Source organism: Bacillus marinisedimentorum (assembly GCF_001644195.2).
In the GTDB taxonomy this organism is placed as follows: Bacteria; Bacillota; Bacilli; order Bacillales; family Bacillaceae_O; genus Bacillus_BL; species Bacillus_BL marinisedimentorum.
This window is the reverse complement of the sequence record NZ_LWBL02000045.1, coordinates 40,334-56,954: the sequence shown is the minus strand read 5'-3', so window position 1 is coordinate 56,954 and position 16,621 is coordinate 40,334. Positions and strand designations below refer to the sequence as shown.

The 16,621-nt window shown below is 45.5% G+C and carries 17 protein-coding genes and 1 pseudogene; 17 read left to right on the top strand and 1 reads right to left on the bottom strand.

Features of this window, described 5'->3' with window-relative positions; translation table 11 throughout:
• Window positions 1–114 precede the first annotated feature (114 nt).
• The 10 genes from A4U59_RS13945 to A4U59_RS13895 all read left to right on the top strand — a co-directional run bounded on the left by A4U59_RS13945 (window position 115) and on the right by A4U59_RS13895 (window position 10,487).
• Entirely contained in the window at window positions 115–717 is a 603-nt protein-coding gene (locus A4U59_RS13945) for a YphA family membrane protein (RefSeq protein WP_070121153.1), read from the top strand.
• On the top strand, window positions 714–1,610 hold the full coding sequence (locus tag A4U59_RS13940; RefSeq protein ID WP_070121152.1) for a YIEGIA family protein: 897 nt from the start codon (window positions 714–716) through the stop codon (window positions 1,608–1,610). Before A4U59_RS13945 ends, A4U59_RS13940 begins: the two co-directional genes overlap by 4 nt.
• The gene (locus tag A4U59_RS13935; protein ID WP_070121151.1) at window positions 1,607–1,792 is read left to right on the top strand and encodes a capping complex subunit for YIEGIA; all 186 of its coding nucleotides are present in this window, start codon (window positions 1,607–1,609) and stop codon (window positions 1,790–1,792) included. The genes A4U59_RS13940 and A4U59_RS13935 overlap by 4 nt, the downstream gene beginning before the upstream one ends.
• Window positions 1,793–1,944: 152 nt before the next feature.
• Complete coding sequence (gene der, locus A4U59_RS13930) at window positions 1,945–3,255, top strand: ribosome biogenesis GTPase Der (RefSeq protein ID WP_070121150.1); 1,311 nt, start codon at window positions 1,945–1,947, stop codon at window positions 3,253–3,255.
• A 20-nt stretch (window positions 3,256–3,275) separates the two neighbouring features.
• A complete protein-coding gene (locus tag A4U59_RS13925; protein ID WP_070121149.1) occupies window positions 3,276–4,313 on the top strand; it encodes an NAD(P)H-dependent glycerol-3-phosphate dehydrogenase in 1,038 nt (345 codons plus the stop codon).
• Window positions 4,314–4,390: 77 nt separating this feature from the next.
• Window positions 4,391–4,675, top strand: coding sequence for a stage VI sporulation protein F (locus tag A4U59_RS13920; protein ID WP_070121148.1), 285 nt, complete (start codon window positions 4,391–4,393; stop codon window positions 4,673–4,675).
• 1,326 nt (window positions 4,676–6,001) lie between these two features.
• Window positions 6,002–6,202 (top strand): DUF2768 domain-containing protein, encoded by a 201-nt coding sequence (locus A4U59_RS13915; protein WP_070121147.1) that lies wholly within the window; start codon window positions 6,002–6,004, stop codon window positions 6,200–6,202.
• A 15-nt stretch (window positions 6,203–6,217) separates the two neighbouring features.
• A complete protein-coding gene (locus A4U59_RS13910; RefSeq protein ID WP_070121146.1) occupies window positions 6,218–6,958 on the top strand; it encodes a hypothetical protein in 741 nt (246 codons plus the stop codon).
• 725 nt (window positions 6,959–7,683) lie between these two features.
• Window positions 7,684–9,162 (top strand): stage IV sporulation protein A, encoded by a 1,479-nt coding sequence (gene spoIVA / locus A4U59_RS13900; RefSeq protein ID WP_070121144.1) that lies wholly within the window; start codon window positions 7,684–7,686, stop codon window positions 9,160–9,162.
• Between the two features lie 1,052 nt (window positions 9,163–10,214).
• Window positions 10,215–10,487, top strand: coding sequence for an HU family DNA-binding protein (locus A4U59_RS13895; protein WP_070121143.1), 273 nt, complete (start codon window positions 10,215–10,217; stop codon window positions 10,485–10,487).
• Between the two features lie 59 nt (window positions 10,488–10,546).
• Here the strand turns inward: A4U59_RS13895 and A4U59_RS22430 are convergent, their stop codons facing one another.
• On the bottom strand, window positions 10,547–10,669 hold the full coding sequence (locus A4U59_RS22430) for a hypothetical protein (protein WP_281183673.1): 123 nt from the start codon (window positions 10,667–10,669) through the stop codon (window positions 10,547–10,549).
• A gap of 503 nt (window positions 10,670–11,172) precedes the next feature.
• Here A4U59_RS22430 and folE point away from each other — a divergent pair.
• The 7 genes and pseudogenes from folE (at window position 11,173) to A4U59_RS13860 (ending at window position 16,614) form a co-directional block, all read left to right on the top strand.
• Complete coding sequence (gene folE / locus A4U59_RS13890) at window positions 11,173–11,739, top strand: GTP cyclohydrolase I FolE (protein ID WP_070121142.1); 567 nt, start codon at window positions 11,173–11,175, stop codon at window positions 11,737–11,739.
• 90 nt (window positions 11,740–11,829) lie between these two features.
• Window positions 11,830–12,060 carry a trp RNA-binding attenuation protein MtrB gene (gene mtrB / locus A4U59_RS13885; protein ID WP_070121141.1) on the top strand — a complete coding sequence of 77 codons (231 nt, stop codon included), beginning with the start codon at window positions 11,830–11,832 and terminating at the stop codon, window positions 12,058–12,060.
• A 21-nt stretch (window positions 12,061–12,081) separates the two neighbouring features.
• Window positions 12,082–12,906 (top strand): heptaprenyl diphosphate synthase component 1, encoded by an 825-nt coding sequence (locus A4U59_RS13880; protein ID WP_070121140.1) that lies wholly within the window; start codon window positions 12,082–12,084, stop codon window positions 12,904–12,906.
• 2 nt (window positions 12,907–12,908) lie between these two features.
• The gene (locus A4U59_RS13875) at window positions 12,909–13,619 is read left to right on the top strand and encodes a demethylmenaquinone methyltransferase (RefSeq protein ID WP_070121139.1); all 711 of its coding nucleotides are present in this window, start codon (window positions 12,909–12,911) and stop codon (window positions 13,617–13,619) included.
• Between the two features lie 147 nt (window positions 13,620–13,766).
• A pseudogene (hepT, locus tag A4U59_RS13870) lies at window positions 13,767–14,729 on the top strand (heptaprenyl diphosphate synthase component II).
• 118 nt (window positions 14,730–14,847) lie between these two features.
• Window positions 14,848–15,294, top strand: coding sequence for a nucleoside-diphosphate kinase (gene ndk, locus A4U59_RS13865; protein ID WP_070121138.1), 447 nt, complete (start codon window positions 14,848–14,850; stop codon window positions 15,292–15,294).
• Between the two features lie 522 nt (window positions 15,295–15,816).
• Window positions 15,817–16,614 (top strand): CheR family methyltransferase, encoded by a 798-nt coding sequence (locus tag A4U59_RS13860; protein WP_070121137.1) that lies wholly within the window; start codon window positions 15,817–15,819, stop codon window positions 16,612–16,614.
• The last annotated feature ends 7 nt before the right edge of the window (window positions 16,615–16,621 follow it).

Sequence of the window (16,621 nt, the reverse complement as noted above, 5' to 3'; positions counted from 1 at the left end):
CTCCTTCACCTATAGCTTCCAGTCGTTAGGCCTTTTTTATGCAAAGCTGTTCCCTGGCAGGGTTAAACTTACATAATCTGCACCATAATGGAAACTATAGGGTGGTGAATTAAGTTGGAAGGCATCTTTTTCTACTGGTTTTTTTGGATGTTCTGGATTATCGCGGCCTTTTTTATGAAACAGGGTGCCTCGAGCCGGTTAATGAGTGCAGCAGTCCTGTTTGTGCTGGCAGCCAGCGGGAGCGAAATAACAATCGGCGGAAGGGAAATCAATGCAGCCGCGGCTGTACTGCTTCTGATTTCTGTAGGGACAGCTGCTTCCTCACCACAGGAGCGCACCCGGCTTTTTGCGGCAGCAATGGTTTCTACACTTCTGATGGCAGCAATCCGGTTTCTTCAGCTAGTCGATCCTGCAATCATATTATTAAATGAATCGCTGATTCCTGCAGTTGCCGGTAGTATGATTCCTTTCTTTTTCCTGCGAGCGCCTTTAATAAGAGCTGCTGCTTTTTCCATCTCAGCTGCACAGGCCGAGATGATTTATGAACTTCAGCTTGGACGAATGGGATTGCAATACATTCCCGGCACACTGGGGTTTCTTGATTTGGCGGCAATTGGCTTAGCAGTCATCATAACGTTGTCAGTTTTCGAATCTGCAGCCGCATTTTTTGAACAGTCCTTGCAAAAATATAACAGACAAAGGCAGGGGAAAATATGAATGAGTATACATATCCAATATTATTGGGCGTTATAATCGGCACAGCTACTAGAATCTATATGCTTAAGACAGATTATCGCCAGTATCCTACATATTTGCACGGAAAAATTATCCATGTAGCCCTTGGATTCATTGCGGCGGGCCTGGGGACAGTTGCAGTGCCTGCAATCATGGAGCAGGAATTCACGGCCATAACTTTTTTGGCACTGGCTGCAAGCCAATTCCGTGAAGTGAGGAATATGGAGCGGAATACACTTACCGGCCTGGACGGGTATGAGCTTGTCCCCCGGGGAGAGGCTTATATTGAGGGCATTGCCATTGCGTTTGAAGGACGTAACTATCTTGTCATCTTCACTTCGTTTTTGACGACGCTTTTTTATCTTGCATTTAACATATGGGCTGGCCTTGCTGCCGCGGCGATAAGTTTTTACATTACCAATAAAATGATGAGCGGAGGCAAAATGAGGGATATTGTAGAGATTGAACAGGCACCCCTGACATTTGAAGGAGCAGGACTGTATGTTGATGATATTTATATCATGAACATTGGTCTGCCGGCACGCCAGCAAGAAATCATCGAAAATGGACTCGGTTTCATTATGAAGCCGAAAAATTTCGATGTGCGGTCAACGATCGCCAACCTTGGCCAGCGCCAGGCGATTCTGCATGATATCTCTGTGTCATTAGGCGTATACAGGGATTCGGGGACCCCGGCACTTGTGCCGCTGATCAAACGAGATTTGGATGATGGGAGGATTGGAATTTTCATCCTGCCGCAGGCAAAAGATGTGGAAAAGGCCATCAGCATACTCGGGGCTGTGCCGATTCTCGAAAATGCCATCCGGATGCCCACTGAGTCAAAAGCGAACAAAAAGGGGCGTAAGCTGAAGTGAATTTAGAAAAATATATATTAGCCGTTATTACAACCAATCCTAATAAAGTTTCCGGAGGGACTGCGTCGTTCATCTGTGAAACGAAAGAAGAAATGGAATTTGTGGCAGGCAACCTGGAAGCTATACTCGATGGGATCGCACATGGACTTGGCGAAGAGATGTACGTCATTGTAAAGCATTGACGGCAGTAAATTGTGCCGGCGCCTTTTTTCTGTTATGATAATTTGGATGTGAATCCCTTCTTGGCAAAGAAGGGTTTTCTTTGCTTTTAAAGAAGTTTATTCGGGAATAGTTATGTATATCGTCCGAATACATAGTGAAAGGAATGGTCTTGATGCCAAAACCAGTCGTAGCCATTGTCGGAAGACCCAATGTGGGAAAATCGACCATTTTCAACAGAGTTGTGGGAGAGCGGATCTCCATTGTGGAAGATATACCGGGTGTTACCCGCGACCGCATATACAGTAAAGCCGAATGGCTGAACAGAGATTTCAATCTGATTGATACAGGCGGCATAGAAATCGGCGATGAACCTCTCCTCGTACAGATGCGCCAGCAGGCTGACATTGCAATTGAGGAAGCGGATGTCATCATTTTCTTGGTGAATGGACGAGAAGGGATTACGGCCGCCGATGAAGAAGTGGCTACCCTCTTGTTTAAATCGGAAAAGCCGGTCGTCCTGGCTGTCAATAAGATGGACAACCCGGAAATGCGGGCTGAAGTTTACGAATTTTTTTCCCTTGGTTTCGGGGAGCCTTATCCGATTTCAGGATCGCACGGCACCGGGCTTGGTGACCTTCTCGATGCTGTCATCTCTCATTTTCCCGGTGAAGAGGAGGATGGCCTTGATGAGCACGCCATTAAGTTTTCCCTGATCGGGCGCCCTAATGTCGGCAAGTCATCGCTAGTCAATGCCATCCTCGGAGAAGAGCGTGTGATTGTAAGCAATATACCGGGGACGACCAGAGATGCAATCGATACGACGTTTGAAAAAGAAGACAATGAATATGTCATCATTGATACCGCGGGAATGCGGAAACGCGGCAAAGTTTACGAAAGCACTGAAAAATACAGCGTTTTGCGTGCGTTGAAAGCAATTGAGCGATCTGATGTCGTACTTGTCGTCATAGACGGAGAAGAAGGGATCATCGAGCAGGATAAAAAGATTGCCGGTTATGCTCATGAAGCCGGCCGGGCCGTCGTCATTGTCGTGAACAAATGGGATGCAGTAGAGAAGGACGACAAAACGATGCGGAATTTCGAACAAAAAATCCGTGATCATTTCCAATTCCTTGATTATGCACCAATCGTATTTCTGTCGGCAAAGACGAAAAAGCGTGTACAGACCCTGCTGCCGATGATCGATCTCGCTGCAGAAAATCATGCGCTGCGCGTGCAGACCAATATATTGAACGAAGTGGTCATGGATGCTGTTGCAATGAATCCGACACCTACTGAAAACGGCAGAAGGCTGAAAATTTATTACAGTACCCAGGTTTCGGTGAAGCCGCCCTCATTTGTCGTTTTTGTAAATGATCCGGAGCTTATGCACTTTTCCTACCGGCGCTTTCTCGAAAACAGAATCCGGGAAGCGTTCGGATTTATTGGCACGCCAATCAAAATTTTCGCAAGGGCAAGAAAATAATAAGATTTGGAGTGGTAAAAATGGAAAAAGCGGCGATACTCGGAGCAGGAAGCTGGGGGACTGCTCTTGCAATGGTGCTTGCAGATAACGGCCATGACGTCAGGCTTTGGTCACACAGAAGTGAACAGGTTCGTGAAATAAACGAAAATCATACCAACGAAAAATATTTGCCGGGCATTGAACTTCCTGAGAATATTGAAGCGTTTGAGGATATGAAAGAAGCGGTTCTCGGTGCTGACTATATCGTTCTTGCAGTGCCTACGAAAGCGATGAGGGAAGTGGCCGGCAAATTGAAAAACACGCTTGACGGCCCAAAAACAATCGTCCATGTAAGTAAAGGCATCGAACCAGGCACCTTCCTCAGGGTTTCAGAAGTAATCGAACAGGAGCTGCCGGAAAAGCTGCGCTCCGGTGTGGTTGTCCTATCTGGCCCAAGCCATGCCGAAGAAGTGAGCCGCAGGCAGCCGACAACTGTTACCGTCTCTTCCAAAAATTTAAAAGAGGCTGAAAAAGTGCAGGACTTGTTCATCAACCAGCATTTGCGGGTGTATACCAATCCTGACATCATCGGTGTTGAAATTGGGGGGGCATTGAAAAATATCATTGCGCTCGGCGCCGGCATCTCTGACGGACTCGGTTACGGGGATAATGCGAAAGCGGCACTAATCACCAGGGGGCTGGCTGAAATCGCCCGTTTGGGGACAAAATTGGGAGCAAATCCAATCACGTTTTCAGGACTGGCCGGAATCGGGGACTTGATCGTAACCGGAACGAGCCAGCATAGCCGCAATTGGCGGGCCGGAAATCTGATTGGAAAGGGTAAGTCCCTTGATGAAGTGCTGTCAGGCATGGGGATGGTCGTAGAAGGCGTCAGAACGACGAAAGCCGTATATGAGATGGCACGGGAATATGACGTGAAAATGCCGATAACAGATGCGCTCTATCATGTGCTGTTTGATGCAATGGATCCGAAAGAAGCAGTCGACGGATTGATGACACGGATGCGCACCCACGAGATGGAGGATTTATCGGCAATGTATGGAGAGATAATAAAGTAAGATCTGGGTGTATTCACCAATTCTGCCGTCCGTTCATACACTATCTTTGAACATTACAAAGAGGAGGACGTAGGACGGTGCAGCAGAATAACGGAAATTTCTTCGACTTTATTGAAAATAAGGCTAACGTGAAACAGCAGGATATTTTCCAGATCGCTGATTCAGTAAAAAACGCAGATTTCAACGATGACCAAACCATTCGCCAGCTTGTCCGCCAGCTTTCTGCACTGACAGGAATGCCGGTCACAAAAGAAAAGGAAGACGAAATCGTCAAGGCGGTAACACAAAAGAATATGCCCCTGAACTTTGGCTCGCTTAGCCAAATGGTAAATCAGGATAACAATGATAATAAAATGGGCTAATGAAGAGGCAATCAGAAAAGGAATGCATAAGTTAGAGTGAAAGGCTATGAATGTCAAGGGAATCGTTAGTCAACTAGACTGGAGCAAGACCGCCCTCTTGCTTCAGTCTTTTTCTGTGCAGTGATAAACTGGAAGTTTTTTGCGGCAGTTAAATGCAGGGGCAAAAAACCAGTTTTGAAGCCGGAGAGTAGACATGCCAATCTTTGTGCTTCTTATAACTGGTTTTGTGGTTCAGTGCCTGTATTTTGTTCATTCAGCTGATTAACAGCACTGAATGGAGGTTCAGTGCGTTTACTTGCGGGTTTTAGCTAATTAGAGGTACTGAATTTTGGTTCAGTGCCTGTATTTTGTTCATTAAGCGGATTAACAGCACTGAATGGAGGTTCAGTGCGTTTACTTGCGGGTTTTGGCTAATTAGAGGTACTGAATTTTGGTTCAGTGCCTGTATTTTGTACATTCAGCGGATTAACAGCACTGAATGGAGGTTCAGTGCGTTTACTTGCGGGTTTTGGCTAATTAGAGGTACTGAATTTTGGTTCAGTGCCTGTACTTTGTACATTCAGCTGATTAACAGCACTGAATGGAGGTTCAGTGCGTTTACTTGTGAGTTTTGGCTAATTAGAGGTACTGAATTTTGGTTCAGTGCCTGTATTTTGTTCATTCAGCTGATTAACAGCACTGAATGTAGGTTCAGTACGTTACCTTGTGTTTTTCTCCTAATTGGAGGCAGTTAGGTGCGCTCTCTTGTTCAAGATCTCAAGCGCTAAAACTCCTTCGGTTCTTTCGTTTCGATAATTTATACTCATCAGACCTCCTCCTTTACCTTTAATTTTACCCTCTCGTTAACAACAGTTACACCGCTATAACTGATAACAATACTGCGATCATTATCAATACCGGATTATATTTAGAAAACAGGACCGGATAGTCACCGGCATGATTGCCGTGCGGTATTCAGCACTTTTTCACCTCCTTCACGTTACTGCCTGAGGATCTTATCAATTCGTCAACGTCAACCCGGACCTCGCATTTTATGTGAAAGATCCAGCGGGTGACATCTCATGAAAATGCCCTTTCCGAGCTCGCATATCTCGTATGTAATCGTGCAACACGCCCTTCTCCGTATCTCCATTGTCAGGTTCCAGGTCTAGCATGCCCTCGCCATAAGCCGTGCCGCTACAGAAAAACCACCTTCTCGCGGGCGTGTCCGCTTATAATGTAAGCGGCCAAACGGAGCCTGGCACATTTCATTTTTCCTGCATAGAAAAAAATGTGCTATAATTTAACCCGTACTTAAGGGATGTGTGGGATGAAAGGAAGAGGTTAATGTCAATTGCATTACTGAAGATGTGGTTTTCACTCGGCGCAATATTCGCCATGTTCATATCCGTTGTGCTGATACTTATCAGCAGGACTAAACTAAAAGGGGTATTCCGATTTGTTGTATCATTTATAGCATATGTGCTGGTCTTTTTAGCTGGGATTGTCATGATTTTTGTCGTCTTCAGCGGACCGGTGCCTGAATAGAAGGATGGTAGCATGATGAGATTTGCACTTTTACTGATAATGTTGTTATCTACAGCGATGTTAAGCGGATGTCTTTATCCCGAAGAAGAACGTGCAGGAAACCGGGTTCCGTATGAGGACCAGCTGGCAGCGGTGCAAAAGGCGGTGGATCAATACAGGGAAACGGAGAACGGCCTTCTTCCAATTAAAACAAGGGACATGTCGACTCCGGTGTACCGGAAGTATCCGATTGACTTCAACAAGCTTATTCCTGCCTATATGCAGGACGCACCCGGTAATTCTTTTGAAAGCGGAGGCATTTATCAATACGTGTTGATAAATGTTGAGACAGATCCTGAAGTGAAGCTCATAGATTTACAGACCGCGGAATATATACGGGAGCTTAAGGTCAATCTCAATTTGCACCGGAAAAAGCACGGCTATCCGCCGTTCAGCGAAGTACTTGCCAACGGCCGTTATACGCTGGATTATGAAAAACTGGGATACAGCAGTCCTCCAAAGGTGCCAAGCCCATTTTCGGACAGTTTCCTGCCGCTGATTATTGATAACAAAGGTGAAGTATTCGTTGATTATCGGATTGACCTGAACAGGAAGCTTCAATCCGGGGAATACGATTTCGAGTATGGGGACGATATCAGAAGCATACTGGTGGAAGATAGTCCGTTTGTCCCTGCTTTTTCGGTTCCATATACCATTAAAGACGGGGAGCCGGTTTTTCTGACAGAAGATGCCGGGAACGCTGATAAACATAAGTAGGGGGACCCGTTCATCCGGTAAGAGCTTAAGACGTGGAGAATAAGCGAAAAAGCAATTTAAGAGCACCACTAATGACACATAACTTGCATTTTATAAACATAAGTTACACTACAAACGCCTGGTAAATAATCCAGGCGTTTTTTATTATGAATAGGGATAATTTTATCGAAGTATCCTTTTACATCTTACATTCAGATAAATAGGCGTGAACAAACAAGCCCGCACATCGGCAAAAAGGTCACGAATAGAGTTATGCGTGTCCGAAAAAAGCCTCCCCATCAGCCAAAGGACCACAATCCAGTTCTTCTTTTGAAAATCTTCCTCTTTAATTGACAACACAATACTCAAGACACTTATAAAATATAACCTCTTTGCCATAACACCCTCCTATTAATACAATAAACAACAACAGGATGAATGCCCGGCCCCGATTAGCGCCACGACAACATATATGACAGCAATGCTATTTTGCAGGCTGCAAATAACTCGCTATGTGATATCAGGTGTTTCGCCAGATTAACGAATCTGCTTTGTTTCTTCTGGTCATTTTCTTTTTTTGTCATAATAGGCGGATCCTGAAATAAAATACAGTAGGTGCCGGCATGTTCTATTTTCATTAAAAATTCAGTCATAAGAGAGTAGGACAACGTCATAGATATATAATGTCTTAGATTAGCTGTGGCCTTGGATTTATAAATCCCTAATTTCGGACCGGGAGGGATCACATGGAAAAGGTAGATATTTTTAAAGATATTGCGGAACGAACGGACGGAGATATATATCTCGGTGTCGTGGGAGCCGTCCGGACAGGCAAATCAACATTCATTAAGAAGTTCATGGAGCTTGTCGTTCTGCCAAATATCGAAAGTGAATCAGACAGGGCGAGGACCCAGGATGAGCTGCCTCAATCAGCTGCCGGGCGGACGATCATGACGACAGAACCGAAATTCGTCCCAAATCAGGCAGTGTCACTGGATGTAGACGAAGGGCTGGAGGTGCGGGTGCGCCTTGTCGATTGTGTCGGGTATACCGTGCCGGGAGCAAAGGGCTATGAAGATGAAAATGGGCCTAGAATGATCAATACCCCATGGTACGAAGAACCGATTCCGTTCCATGAAGCGGCGGAAATCGGAACCCGAAAAGTTATTCAGGAACATTCGACGATCGGTGTTGTCATCACAACTGACGGCACGATCGGCGAGATACCGAGAAGCGACTATTTACAGGCGGAAGAGCGGGTCATTGAAGAATTGAAAGAGGTTGGAAAGCCGTTCATTATGGTCGTTAATACTGTCCAGCCCCATCATCCGGATACTGAGGCACTCCGTCAGAAGCTGAACGAAAAGTATGACATCCCGGTTCTTGCGATGAGCATTGAATCGATGAGGGAACAGGATGTGAATAATGTTCTGCGGGAAGCGCTTTATGAATTCCCTGTACTTGAGGTGAATGTCAATCTGCCGAGCTGGGTAATGGTTCTGAAAGAGGATCACTGGCTCAGGCAAAGTTATCAGGAAGCGGTCCAGGATACGGTCAAGGATATTAAACGGCTCCGCGATGTCGACTTTGTAGTTGGCCAGTTCAATGAGTATGAGTTCATCGACAGAGCTGGTCTCGCCGGCATCGAAATGGGGCAGGGCATAGCAGAAATCGACCTTTATGCACCTGATGACCTTTATGATCAGATATTGAAAGAAGTGGTCGGTGTCGAGATCCGCGGAAAAGACCACTTGCTTGAAATCATGCAGGATTTGTCTCATGCCAAGTCGGAATATGACCAGGTTGCCGACGCATTGAAGATGGTAAAGCAAACAGGCTATGGCATTGCCGCTCCAGCCCTTTCTGACATGAGCCTCGATGAACCTGAGATCATCCGCCAGGGTTCAAGGTTCGGAGTCCGCTTGAAAGCGGTCGCGCCGTCCATTCATATGATTAAAGTGGATGTGGAATCGGAATTTGCGCCGATTATTGGCACCGAGAAGCAGAGTGAAGAGCTTGTACGCTATTTGATGCAGGACTTTGAAGATGACCCGCTTTCCATCTGGAGCTCCGATATTTTCGGCCGTTCTCTGAGCTCAATTGTGAGGGAAGGCATTCAGGCGAAGTTATCGCTCATGCCGGAAAATGCGCGCTATAAGTTGAAAGAAACTCTTGAACGAATCATCAATGAAGGATCCGGAGGCTTGATCGCGATCATACTTTAAATAGAGAAGATTCCTTTTCACAGTAAGTGGTTCCGTTTCGATAGAGAATAAGCATCCGAATAAACTGACCAAATCGCCTATGATTTGGTCTTTCCTTATTTCTATACATCAGCGATTATTAGGTTTAAATAGATGAAACATAGTAAATACGCAACCAATATAACACGTTGACAACAGCTGCGTGTTATTTTCTATGTTGATGTCAATATTGAAAAAGTCAAGGTGTAAATCCAGGGCTGGATGGGCTTCTTCGAATCATTATCTCAAGAAGGAAATACAGAGCATTTCCGAGGTGTCTCATGATTTTTGCTTCAATCCACTAAGTTTGTATATTCCTATTGGCAAAAGATATACTGAATAGCTGTGATAATGGGGTCCCTCCTGCCATACCCTTGTTTTTTCGGATATTCAAGAAAAAACAATGCCAACTATCTTAGAATAAGTGCCTAATAAGAATACTATTGAATTGAAAGATTATCGTTTGAATTTCAACAAACCAGATTTTTTCGGTAACAGAGTGTCCTTTTCAATACAATAACCGTTACATGTGGTGCTTAATTTTCTATGTTGTAGTATGATATTAAACTGTTATGTTACATTTTCTCGATAGTATCGGAACTGCTTTTTTTCACAGAGGGCCTTTATTTCTCCTAAATGCTGCACGGTCGACTCTGCGGATTTCATCAGGCGCGTATCAGAGGGAACGTGATGCTAAATGCGGGGAGAAGCATTTTATGCAGAAATTTCGAGAATAATGTGTAAAAAGAGAAATTATTGGCAAATATGTAAAAAAACGCACCATTCCTTTGATAACCGCTGATTTAGCTATTGCAAAGGCTTCCGCTGTTGTGATATGTTTTATACGTAATGTGCGGCAATGCTGGAAATTTTTTTTAGAAAAACGGTGAATATTGTTGAAAGTTATTGAATTTCCTTTTATTCTCGTTTATTATAAGGCTTGTCAGCATTTAGCCTGCACAGTTTTAAAGCTTTTTCTTGAAAAGTGAACAGAATGGAATAACCTCAACTTAATTGGGAGGAGGTGAATTGGCATGAACAAGACAGATTTGATCAACACAGTAGCTGAGCAAGGAGAACTTTCCAAAAAGGATGCTACGAAGGCTGTAGATGCAGTTTTCGATGCCATCACTGGAACTTTGCAAAAAGGCGACAAAGTACAATTGATCGGTTTCGGTAACTTCGAAGTTCGTGAACGTGCTTCCCGTAAAGGACGCAACCCTCAAACTGGTGAAGAAATCGAAATTCCAGCCAGCAAGGTACCGGCGTTCAAACCGGGCAAAGCCCTTAAGGATGCTGTAAAATAATACATAAAAGGGCTGAAAAGGCTGCACACTGTGTGCAGCCTTTTTTACTGTTAAGGAAATTATAAAATAATTGCGTTCTGGATAAAAAGCGAGAAGGGAGTCATCCAGCTCCAGGCACCAGCGGCTTCCTTGCCCTTGCTTGCCGCATCATGAGCGAGGAAGTATTTCAACGCAGGGGCCATTTTTTAAGAATATCGATTAAGTGCAGCTGCCCCTCTGTCATCGCCTAAAGGCTTTCCAATCGGAGGTTTTCTTCACTAAACAGCTTAAAGGTGCGATCGGGCGAGGGTGCTGCGGAATCAGGGAGCAGGTGACATCCTGCCGAAGTGACGGCTATGGCGGGGCTCAAATAATTAGAAGGCACCTATGCTGAGCTGCCGTGTAAGTGCAGCGATAGACCGGCACATCCTTTAAAAGTGAAAAGAGCGAGTACCCGCAGCAGAATTCCCCCCCTCTTTTTGAAATAGCAACAATGGTGACGAAACAGCCTTTTAATCTGCTGTTTCACACAACAGGACAGGAAGAAGGTGCACATACAGTGTTTTTGTTCCATAGGGGCGGGATTTATCACGAAAGCGGATCAAGCCGTGTCGGGACATACGCCAACTTTACCAATCGTTGGCCCTGTGCTAGAATCATCTTGTCGACTTTTGGAGACATTCTTTGAGAGCGGGGGAAAAAGAGCATGTCAAATGTTAATCATAAACAGATTGAAGAAGCAGTCAGGTTGATCCTGGAAGCGATTGGAGAAGACCCGAACCGTGAAGGGCTGCTTGATACACCAAAACGGGTGGCGAGAATGTATGGAGAGGTCTTCGAAGGACTGAACCAGGATCCTTCTGAGCATTTTGCCACGATCTTCAGTGAAGACCATGAAGAACTAGTGCTTGTGAAAGATATTCCGTTTTACTCAATGTGCGAGCATCATCTTGTTCCGTTTTTCGGCAACGCACACGTCGCCTATATTCCAAAAGGCGGTAAAGTGACAGGGCTTTCAAAATTGGCTCGTGCCGTTGAGGCGGTTGCGAAACGTCCACAGCTCCAGGAAAGAATCACTTCCACGATCGCAAACACCATTGTCGAAAAGCTTCAGCCGCATGGTGTCATGGTTGTAGTTGAAGCTGAACATATGTGCATGACCATGCGCGGTGTCAAGAAGCCGGGTTCAAAAACCGTAACTTCTGCAGTCAGAGGTATTTTTGAGCATGATCCGGCTGCAAGAGCGGAAGTTTTATCCCTTATTAAAGAGTAAGCCGGCAAACCTGTTTCCAGTTCGCAAAACGTTGACAATTTATTGTAGTTACGAGATATTTAAATATGTATAGTTAAGGGGGCTGCATGTATGAAACAGGAAGACAAAACCGATTTTTTTGTCGTGAAGGCGAAAGAGGACGGCGTGAATGTAATCGGATTGACCCGGGGCTCGGACACGAGATTCCACCATACCGAAAAGCTGGACAAAGGTGAAGTGATGATCGCCCAATTCACAGAGCATACATCAGCCGTCAAGATCCGCGGCCGCGCGGTCGTTCAGACCAGCCACGGCGAAATGGATACAGAAGTCAACGATTAATCCAAACAAGAAGAGACAAGGATGATGATTGTGCAGGCATTCAAAAAACGGGAAAGGGACATCCAGGAACTTAAAGGCGACCTCTTTGACAAGATTAAGCATCCCTATCTTATGAAGTTCATCACCGAGCCTGTAGTGGATGTGGATAAATTACATCTTCTCTATTATATGTACAGGGACACGGCTTTCAGCAAAGAAGAAAGCCGGTCATATATAATACCTACCATGCTTGTTCAGGTTGCACTTGATACGCACGAAGCCGTTCAGACCGGCACTGTCAAAAACAGCAGTGATAAAACCCGCACCCGTCAGCTCACCGTCCTTGCCGGTGATTATTACAGCGGGCTTTATTACCACCTGCTCGCACAAATGAATGATATATCCATGATCAACCGGCTGGCAGGCGCCATTAAAGAAATGAATGAAGCAAAAATACTTCTGTACAGGCGTGATGCCTCCACAATCAGGGATTTACTGGCGGGCGTCAGGGCTATTGAAGCGCGGCTTCTGCAGAACACAGCAGATTTTCTCGATTTGCCAGGGTTGAAAGAGGCGGCGGGCGAATTTTTCTTTATCAAGCGCGCCCAGCAGGAAATGCAGCTTCTTGCCGAACGTTCCTTTTCACCGTTTTTTGCCGCACTTTCAAGCATCCTCGGCATGCCGGGGCCAGACATGCAAACGGCCAGTGAAAGGGCCGAACTGGAAGGGATTGCCGGTCATCTTATAGAAGACAGCAAAGAAAGGCTCCTTGCTGCAGTTCCTGCTGAAGGAGAGTTGTATCATTATGTACGAAAGCGCCTGGTAGAGCTTGAAACCGGGCTGGAAAAAGTTGCGGAAGAAGGGTAGCCATGGCACAGTCAAAAGAAGAACGTGTTCATCAAGTGTTCGAAAAAATTTATGAAAACTATGACAGCATGAATTCTGTGATCAGTTTTAACCGCCACAAGGCCTGGCGTAAAGATACAATGAAACGAATGGGTGTCAAAAATGGCGCAAAAAGCCTCGACCTCTGCTGCGGTACAGGGGACTGGTCCATCGCAATGGGTGAAGAAGTCGGGCCGAACGGCGAGGTGGTCGGTCTCGATTTCAGTGAAAACATGCTGAAGATCGGAAAAGAAAAGCTTAAGGGTATGGACATGGATAATGTCTCCCTGATTCACGGTAACGCGATGAGCCTCCCTTTTGAAGATAACAGCTTTGACTATGTAACAATCGGTTTCGGTTTGCGTAATGTGCCGGACTATATGCAGGTCCTGAAAGAAATGCACCGTGTTCTGAAGCCTGGCGGAAAGGCGGTTTGCCTGGAGACGTCCCAGCCGACAATGCCGGTATTCAAGCAATTTTACTATTTTTATTTTAAGAAGGTCATGCCGGTCATGGGTAAATTGCTGGCCAAAAGCTATCAGGAGTATTCGTGGCTGCAGGAGTCAGCGAGTGAATTTCCCGACAGCCGCAAGCTGGCGGAGATGTTCAAGGAATCCGGATTTGTGAATGTGGAAGTGAAACAATATACAGGCGGCGTAGCCGCAATGCACCTCGGCTATAAACCGAAGGCGTGACAGCGGACCGGACCGCCCTTTCTATTTATGTATATACTGCAAAGGGCATCCGATAAGGGTGTCACTGGCTGAATGGTGAAGAGGAGTGCCGGATTCTGCCGGTATTCTTCTGAAAAATCGTATTGGACGGATTTTAGGTGATTCCAGATGAAATTAAAAATGTTATATGCTTATCTTAATTCAGATTTAGATGCCATTGAAAAAGAGCTGTATCAAACTATCCAGGCGCGGCATCCCCTCCTCCGTGAAGCATCTGAGCATTTATTGAGTGCAGGCGGAAAACGGATCCGGCCTGCTTTTGTTTTGCTTTCAGGGAAGTTCGGCGATTACGATATCGAGACGATGAAAAAAGTCGCGGTTTCCCTGGAGCTCATTCACATGGCTTCCCTCGTCCATGATGATGTTGTGGACGATGCGGAACTTAGAAGAGGCAAGTTGACGATAAAGTCAAAATGAGATAACCGGATTGCGATGTATACAGGTGATTACATATTTGCCAGATCCCTTGAAATGATGACAGAGCTAAACAAACCTGAAGCGCACCAGATTTTATCTAAGACGATTGTGGAAGTCTGTATCGGTGAAATAGAGCAAATCCGCGACCAGTATAACTGGAATCAAAACTTGCGAAATTATTTGCGCCGTATCAAACGGAAGACGGCTTTACTAATTGCGGTCAGCTGTGAGCTGGGCGCTGTCGCTGCCGATGTATCGAAGCAGGAGCAAAGGCTGTTGTATCAGTATGGATACAATGTCGGAATGGCATTTCAGATTACCGATGACATTTTGGATTTCACCGGGACTGAAAAAGAGCTCGGTAAGCCTGCAGGCGGGGATCTTAGGCAGGGAAATATCACCCTTCCGGCCCTATATGCAAGGCAAGATGACAGGATCCGCGCTGAACTGCTTAAAGTGGGGCCCGACCCGGCATCATATGATCTTGATCATGTCCTCTCCCTGATCAGGTCTTCCGGAGGCATTGAATACGCGCGGGAAATCAGTGACCGGTACCTTGCCAATGCATATGAAGCCCTTGAGCTGCTGCCTGAGAACAGGGCCAATCAAACGCTCAGAAAGATAGCTGAATTTATTGGGAAACGCAAGTATTAGACCGGTTGCATCTGTTCAAGTTTGATAATGTTGAGAAAATTTGATAAAATCTACAAGGGTTTAACCCATGGGAAAACCCTTTCTTTACATAGTTTTTAAAAGGATAGGAGAGAAAATCATGGAAAAAACATTTGTAATGGTAAAACCTGACGGCGTCCAGCGCAACCTGGTCGGTGAAATTGTCTGCCGTTTTGAGAAAAAAGGGTTTCAGCTTGCCGGTGCCAAACTGATGCAGATTTCCCAGGAGCTTGCAGAAGAACATTATGGTGAGCATAAAGAGCGTCCGTTCTTCCCTGAACTGGTTGAATTTATCACATCCGGTCCGGTTTTTGCAATGGTATGGCAAGGCGAGAATGTCATCTCTACTGCCCGCCAGATGATGGGGAAAACAAACCCGGCGGAAGCTCTTCCTGGAACGATCCGCGGTGATTTCGGACTTACAGTAGGCAAGAATGTGATTCACGGCTCTGATTCAACTGAGAGTGCCGAAAGGGAAATCGGATTGTTCTTCAAAGGGGACGAACAAATCGACTACAAAAAGAATTCCGACAGCTGGATCTATTAATTTTATAATTTGTAACCGCTTAACCTTGCCTTTCCGTTATGGAAAGGCATTTTTTCGTATAGGAAAGTATATTTTATCAGCAAGGAAGCTTCAACGCCGCTCCTCTGTTTTCACCTTACGCTCGCCAATCGGTGAGTTTTCTTTAATAGGTAAGAAAGTATTCCTTTTTTAGTTTTTAAGTAAGATTAATGTCCAGCTGCGAGCCCTAGCGGCTATCGTCATAAGCATTGCCGCCCCATGAAGGGGAAAAGCGCCCTTCCTGGTGCAGCCCTGCTTATGCGTACGCCGCTGAGCAAGGGCTCTCCGCATCTCTTTTGCCATGGGGATTGCAGGATTGCCGCATCCAGTTCGTGTGCAGAAAGCGAGTCCAGGCCGCGGAGATCGAGAGAGACGTTTTATCCTTTGTTTATCGGAACTGCCTAAAAGGAATTCCGATAAATATGTAAAATGTTCTGGATAATCTTCCGGAAGTGTGATAAATATTAGAAAAGCATTTTTCATTCATGTAAGGGAGACGGACTGATGGCAGGAAACGATTACAGCAGGTTTGTTGAAAAAGTGAAAAGAAAAAGCGGGATTGATTTGTCGCTGTATAAAGAAGCGCAGATGAAGAGGCGCCTGACATCGCTCAGGGATAAAAAAGGCTTTGCATCTTTTGATGAGTTTTTCGATGCGATTGACAGGAATGTTCCGCTGTTTGAAGAGTTCCTGGACAGAATGACGATCAATGTTTCAGAGTTTTACAGGAACTATAAACGGTGGGAGGTCCTCGAGAACAAAATCCTGCCGATGCTCATTCGGGACGGAAACAGGCTAAAAGTATGGAGTGCAGCCTGTTCAACAGGGGAAGAACCGTATACACTGGCTATTATGCTGTCAAACCTGCAGCGGCTGCATCAATTTGATATACTTGCGACTGACCTTGATGAAAACGCATTGCAGCGTGCCCGCCTTGGCGTATATCCGGAAAGGTCGCTTCAGGAAATGCCGAACCCACTGAAGGAAAGATATTTTACAAGGGACGAGTCCGTATATACAATTGGAGATACTATAAAGCAGGCGATATCCTTTAAAAAGCATAATCTGCTGGCAGATTCCTTCGATTCAGGCTTTGATCTCATCGTTTGCAGGAATGTGATGATCTATTTTACCGAGGATGCGAAAGATGAGCTGTACCGGAAATTCAGCAGTGCGCTAAGGCCGGGCGGTGTTTTATTTGTCGGCAGTACAGAGCAGATCTTTAACCCGGGACATTATCAATTGGAGTCGGAAGATACGTTTTTTTATCGGAAAGCAATGCCAGAAAGGGTTCACTTTTAAAAAGTGA

Bases quoted from the DNA above. Each gene is read 5' to 3' on its own strand.
- A4U59_RS13875 (WP_070121139.1), top strand. From the start codon at position 12,909: ATGGCACAGTCAAAAGAAGAACGTGTTCATCAAGTGTTCGAAAAAATT.
- A4U59_RS13860 (WP_070121137.1), top strand. From the start codon at position 15,817: ATGGCAGGAAACGATTACAGCAGGTTTGTTGAAAAAGTGAAAAGAAAA.
- mtrB (WP_070121141.1), top strand. From the start codon at position 11,830: ATGAAACAGGAAGACAAAACCGATTTTTTTGTCGTGAAGGCGAAAGAG.
- folE (WP_070121142.1), top strand. From the start codon at position 11,173: ATGTCAAATGTTAATCATAAACAGATTGAAGAAGCAGTCAGGTTGATC.
- ndk (WP_070121138.1), top strand. From the start codon at position 14,848: ATGGAAAAAACATTTGTAATGGTAAAACCTGACGGCGTCCAGCGCAAC.
- A4U59_RS13940 (WP_070121152.1), top strand. From the start codon at position 714: ATGAATGAGTATACATATCCAATATTATTGGGCGTTATAATCGGCACA.
- der (WP_070121150.1), top strand. From the start codon at position 1,945: ATGCCAAAACCAGTCGTAGCCATTGTCGGAAGACCCAATGTGGGAAAA.
- spoIVA (WP_070121144.1), top strand. From the start codon at position 7,684: ATGGAAAAGGTAGATATTTTTAAAGATATTGCGGAACGAACGGACGGA.
- A4U59_RS22430 (WP_281183673.1), bottom strand. From the start codon at position 10,669: ATGGCCCCTGCGTTGAAATACTTCCTCGCTCATGATGCGGCAAGCAAG.
- A4U59_RS13915 (WP_070121147.1), top strand. From the start codon at position 6,002: ATGTCAATTGCATTACTGAAGATGTGGTTTTCACTCGGCGCAATATTC.
- A4U59_RS13895 (WP_070121143.1), top strand. From the start codon at position 10,215: ATGAACAAGACAGATTTGATCAACACAGTAGCTGAGCAAGGAGAACTT.
- A4U59_RS13880 (WP_070121140.1), top strand. From the start codon at position 12,082: ATGATGATTGTGCAGGCATTCAAAAAACGGGAAAGGGACATCCAGGAA.
- A4U59_RS13910 (WP_070121146.1), top strand. From the start codon at position 6,218: ATGAGATTTGCACTTTTACTGATAATGTTGTTATCTACAGCGATGTTA.
- A4U59_RS13925 (WP_070121149.1), top strand. From the start codon at position 3,276: ATGGAAAAAGCGGCGATACTCGGAGCAGGAAGCTGGGGGACTGCTCTT.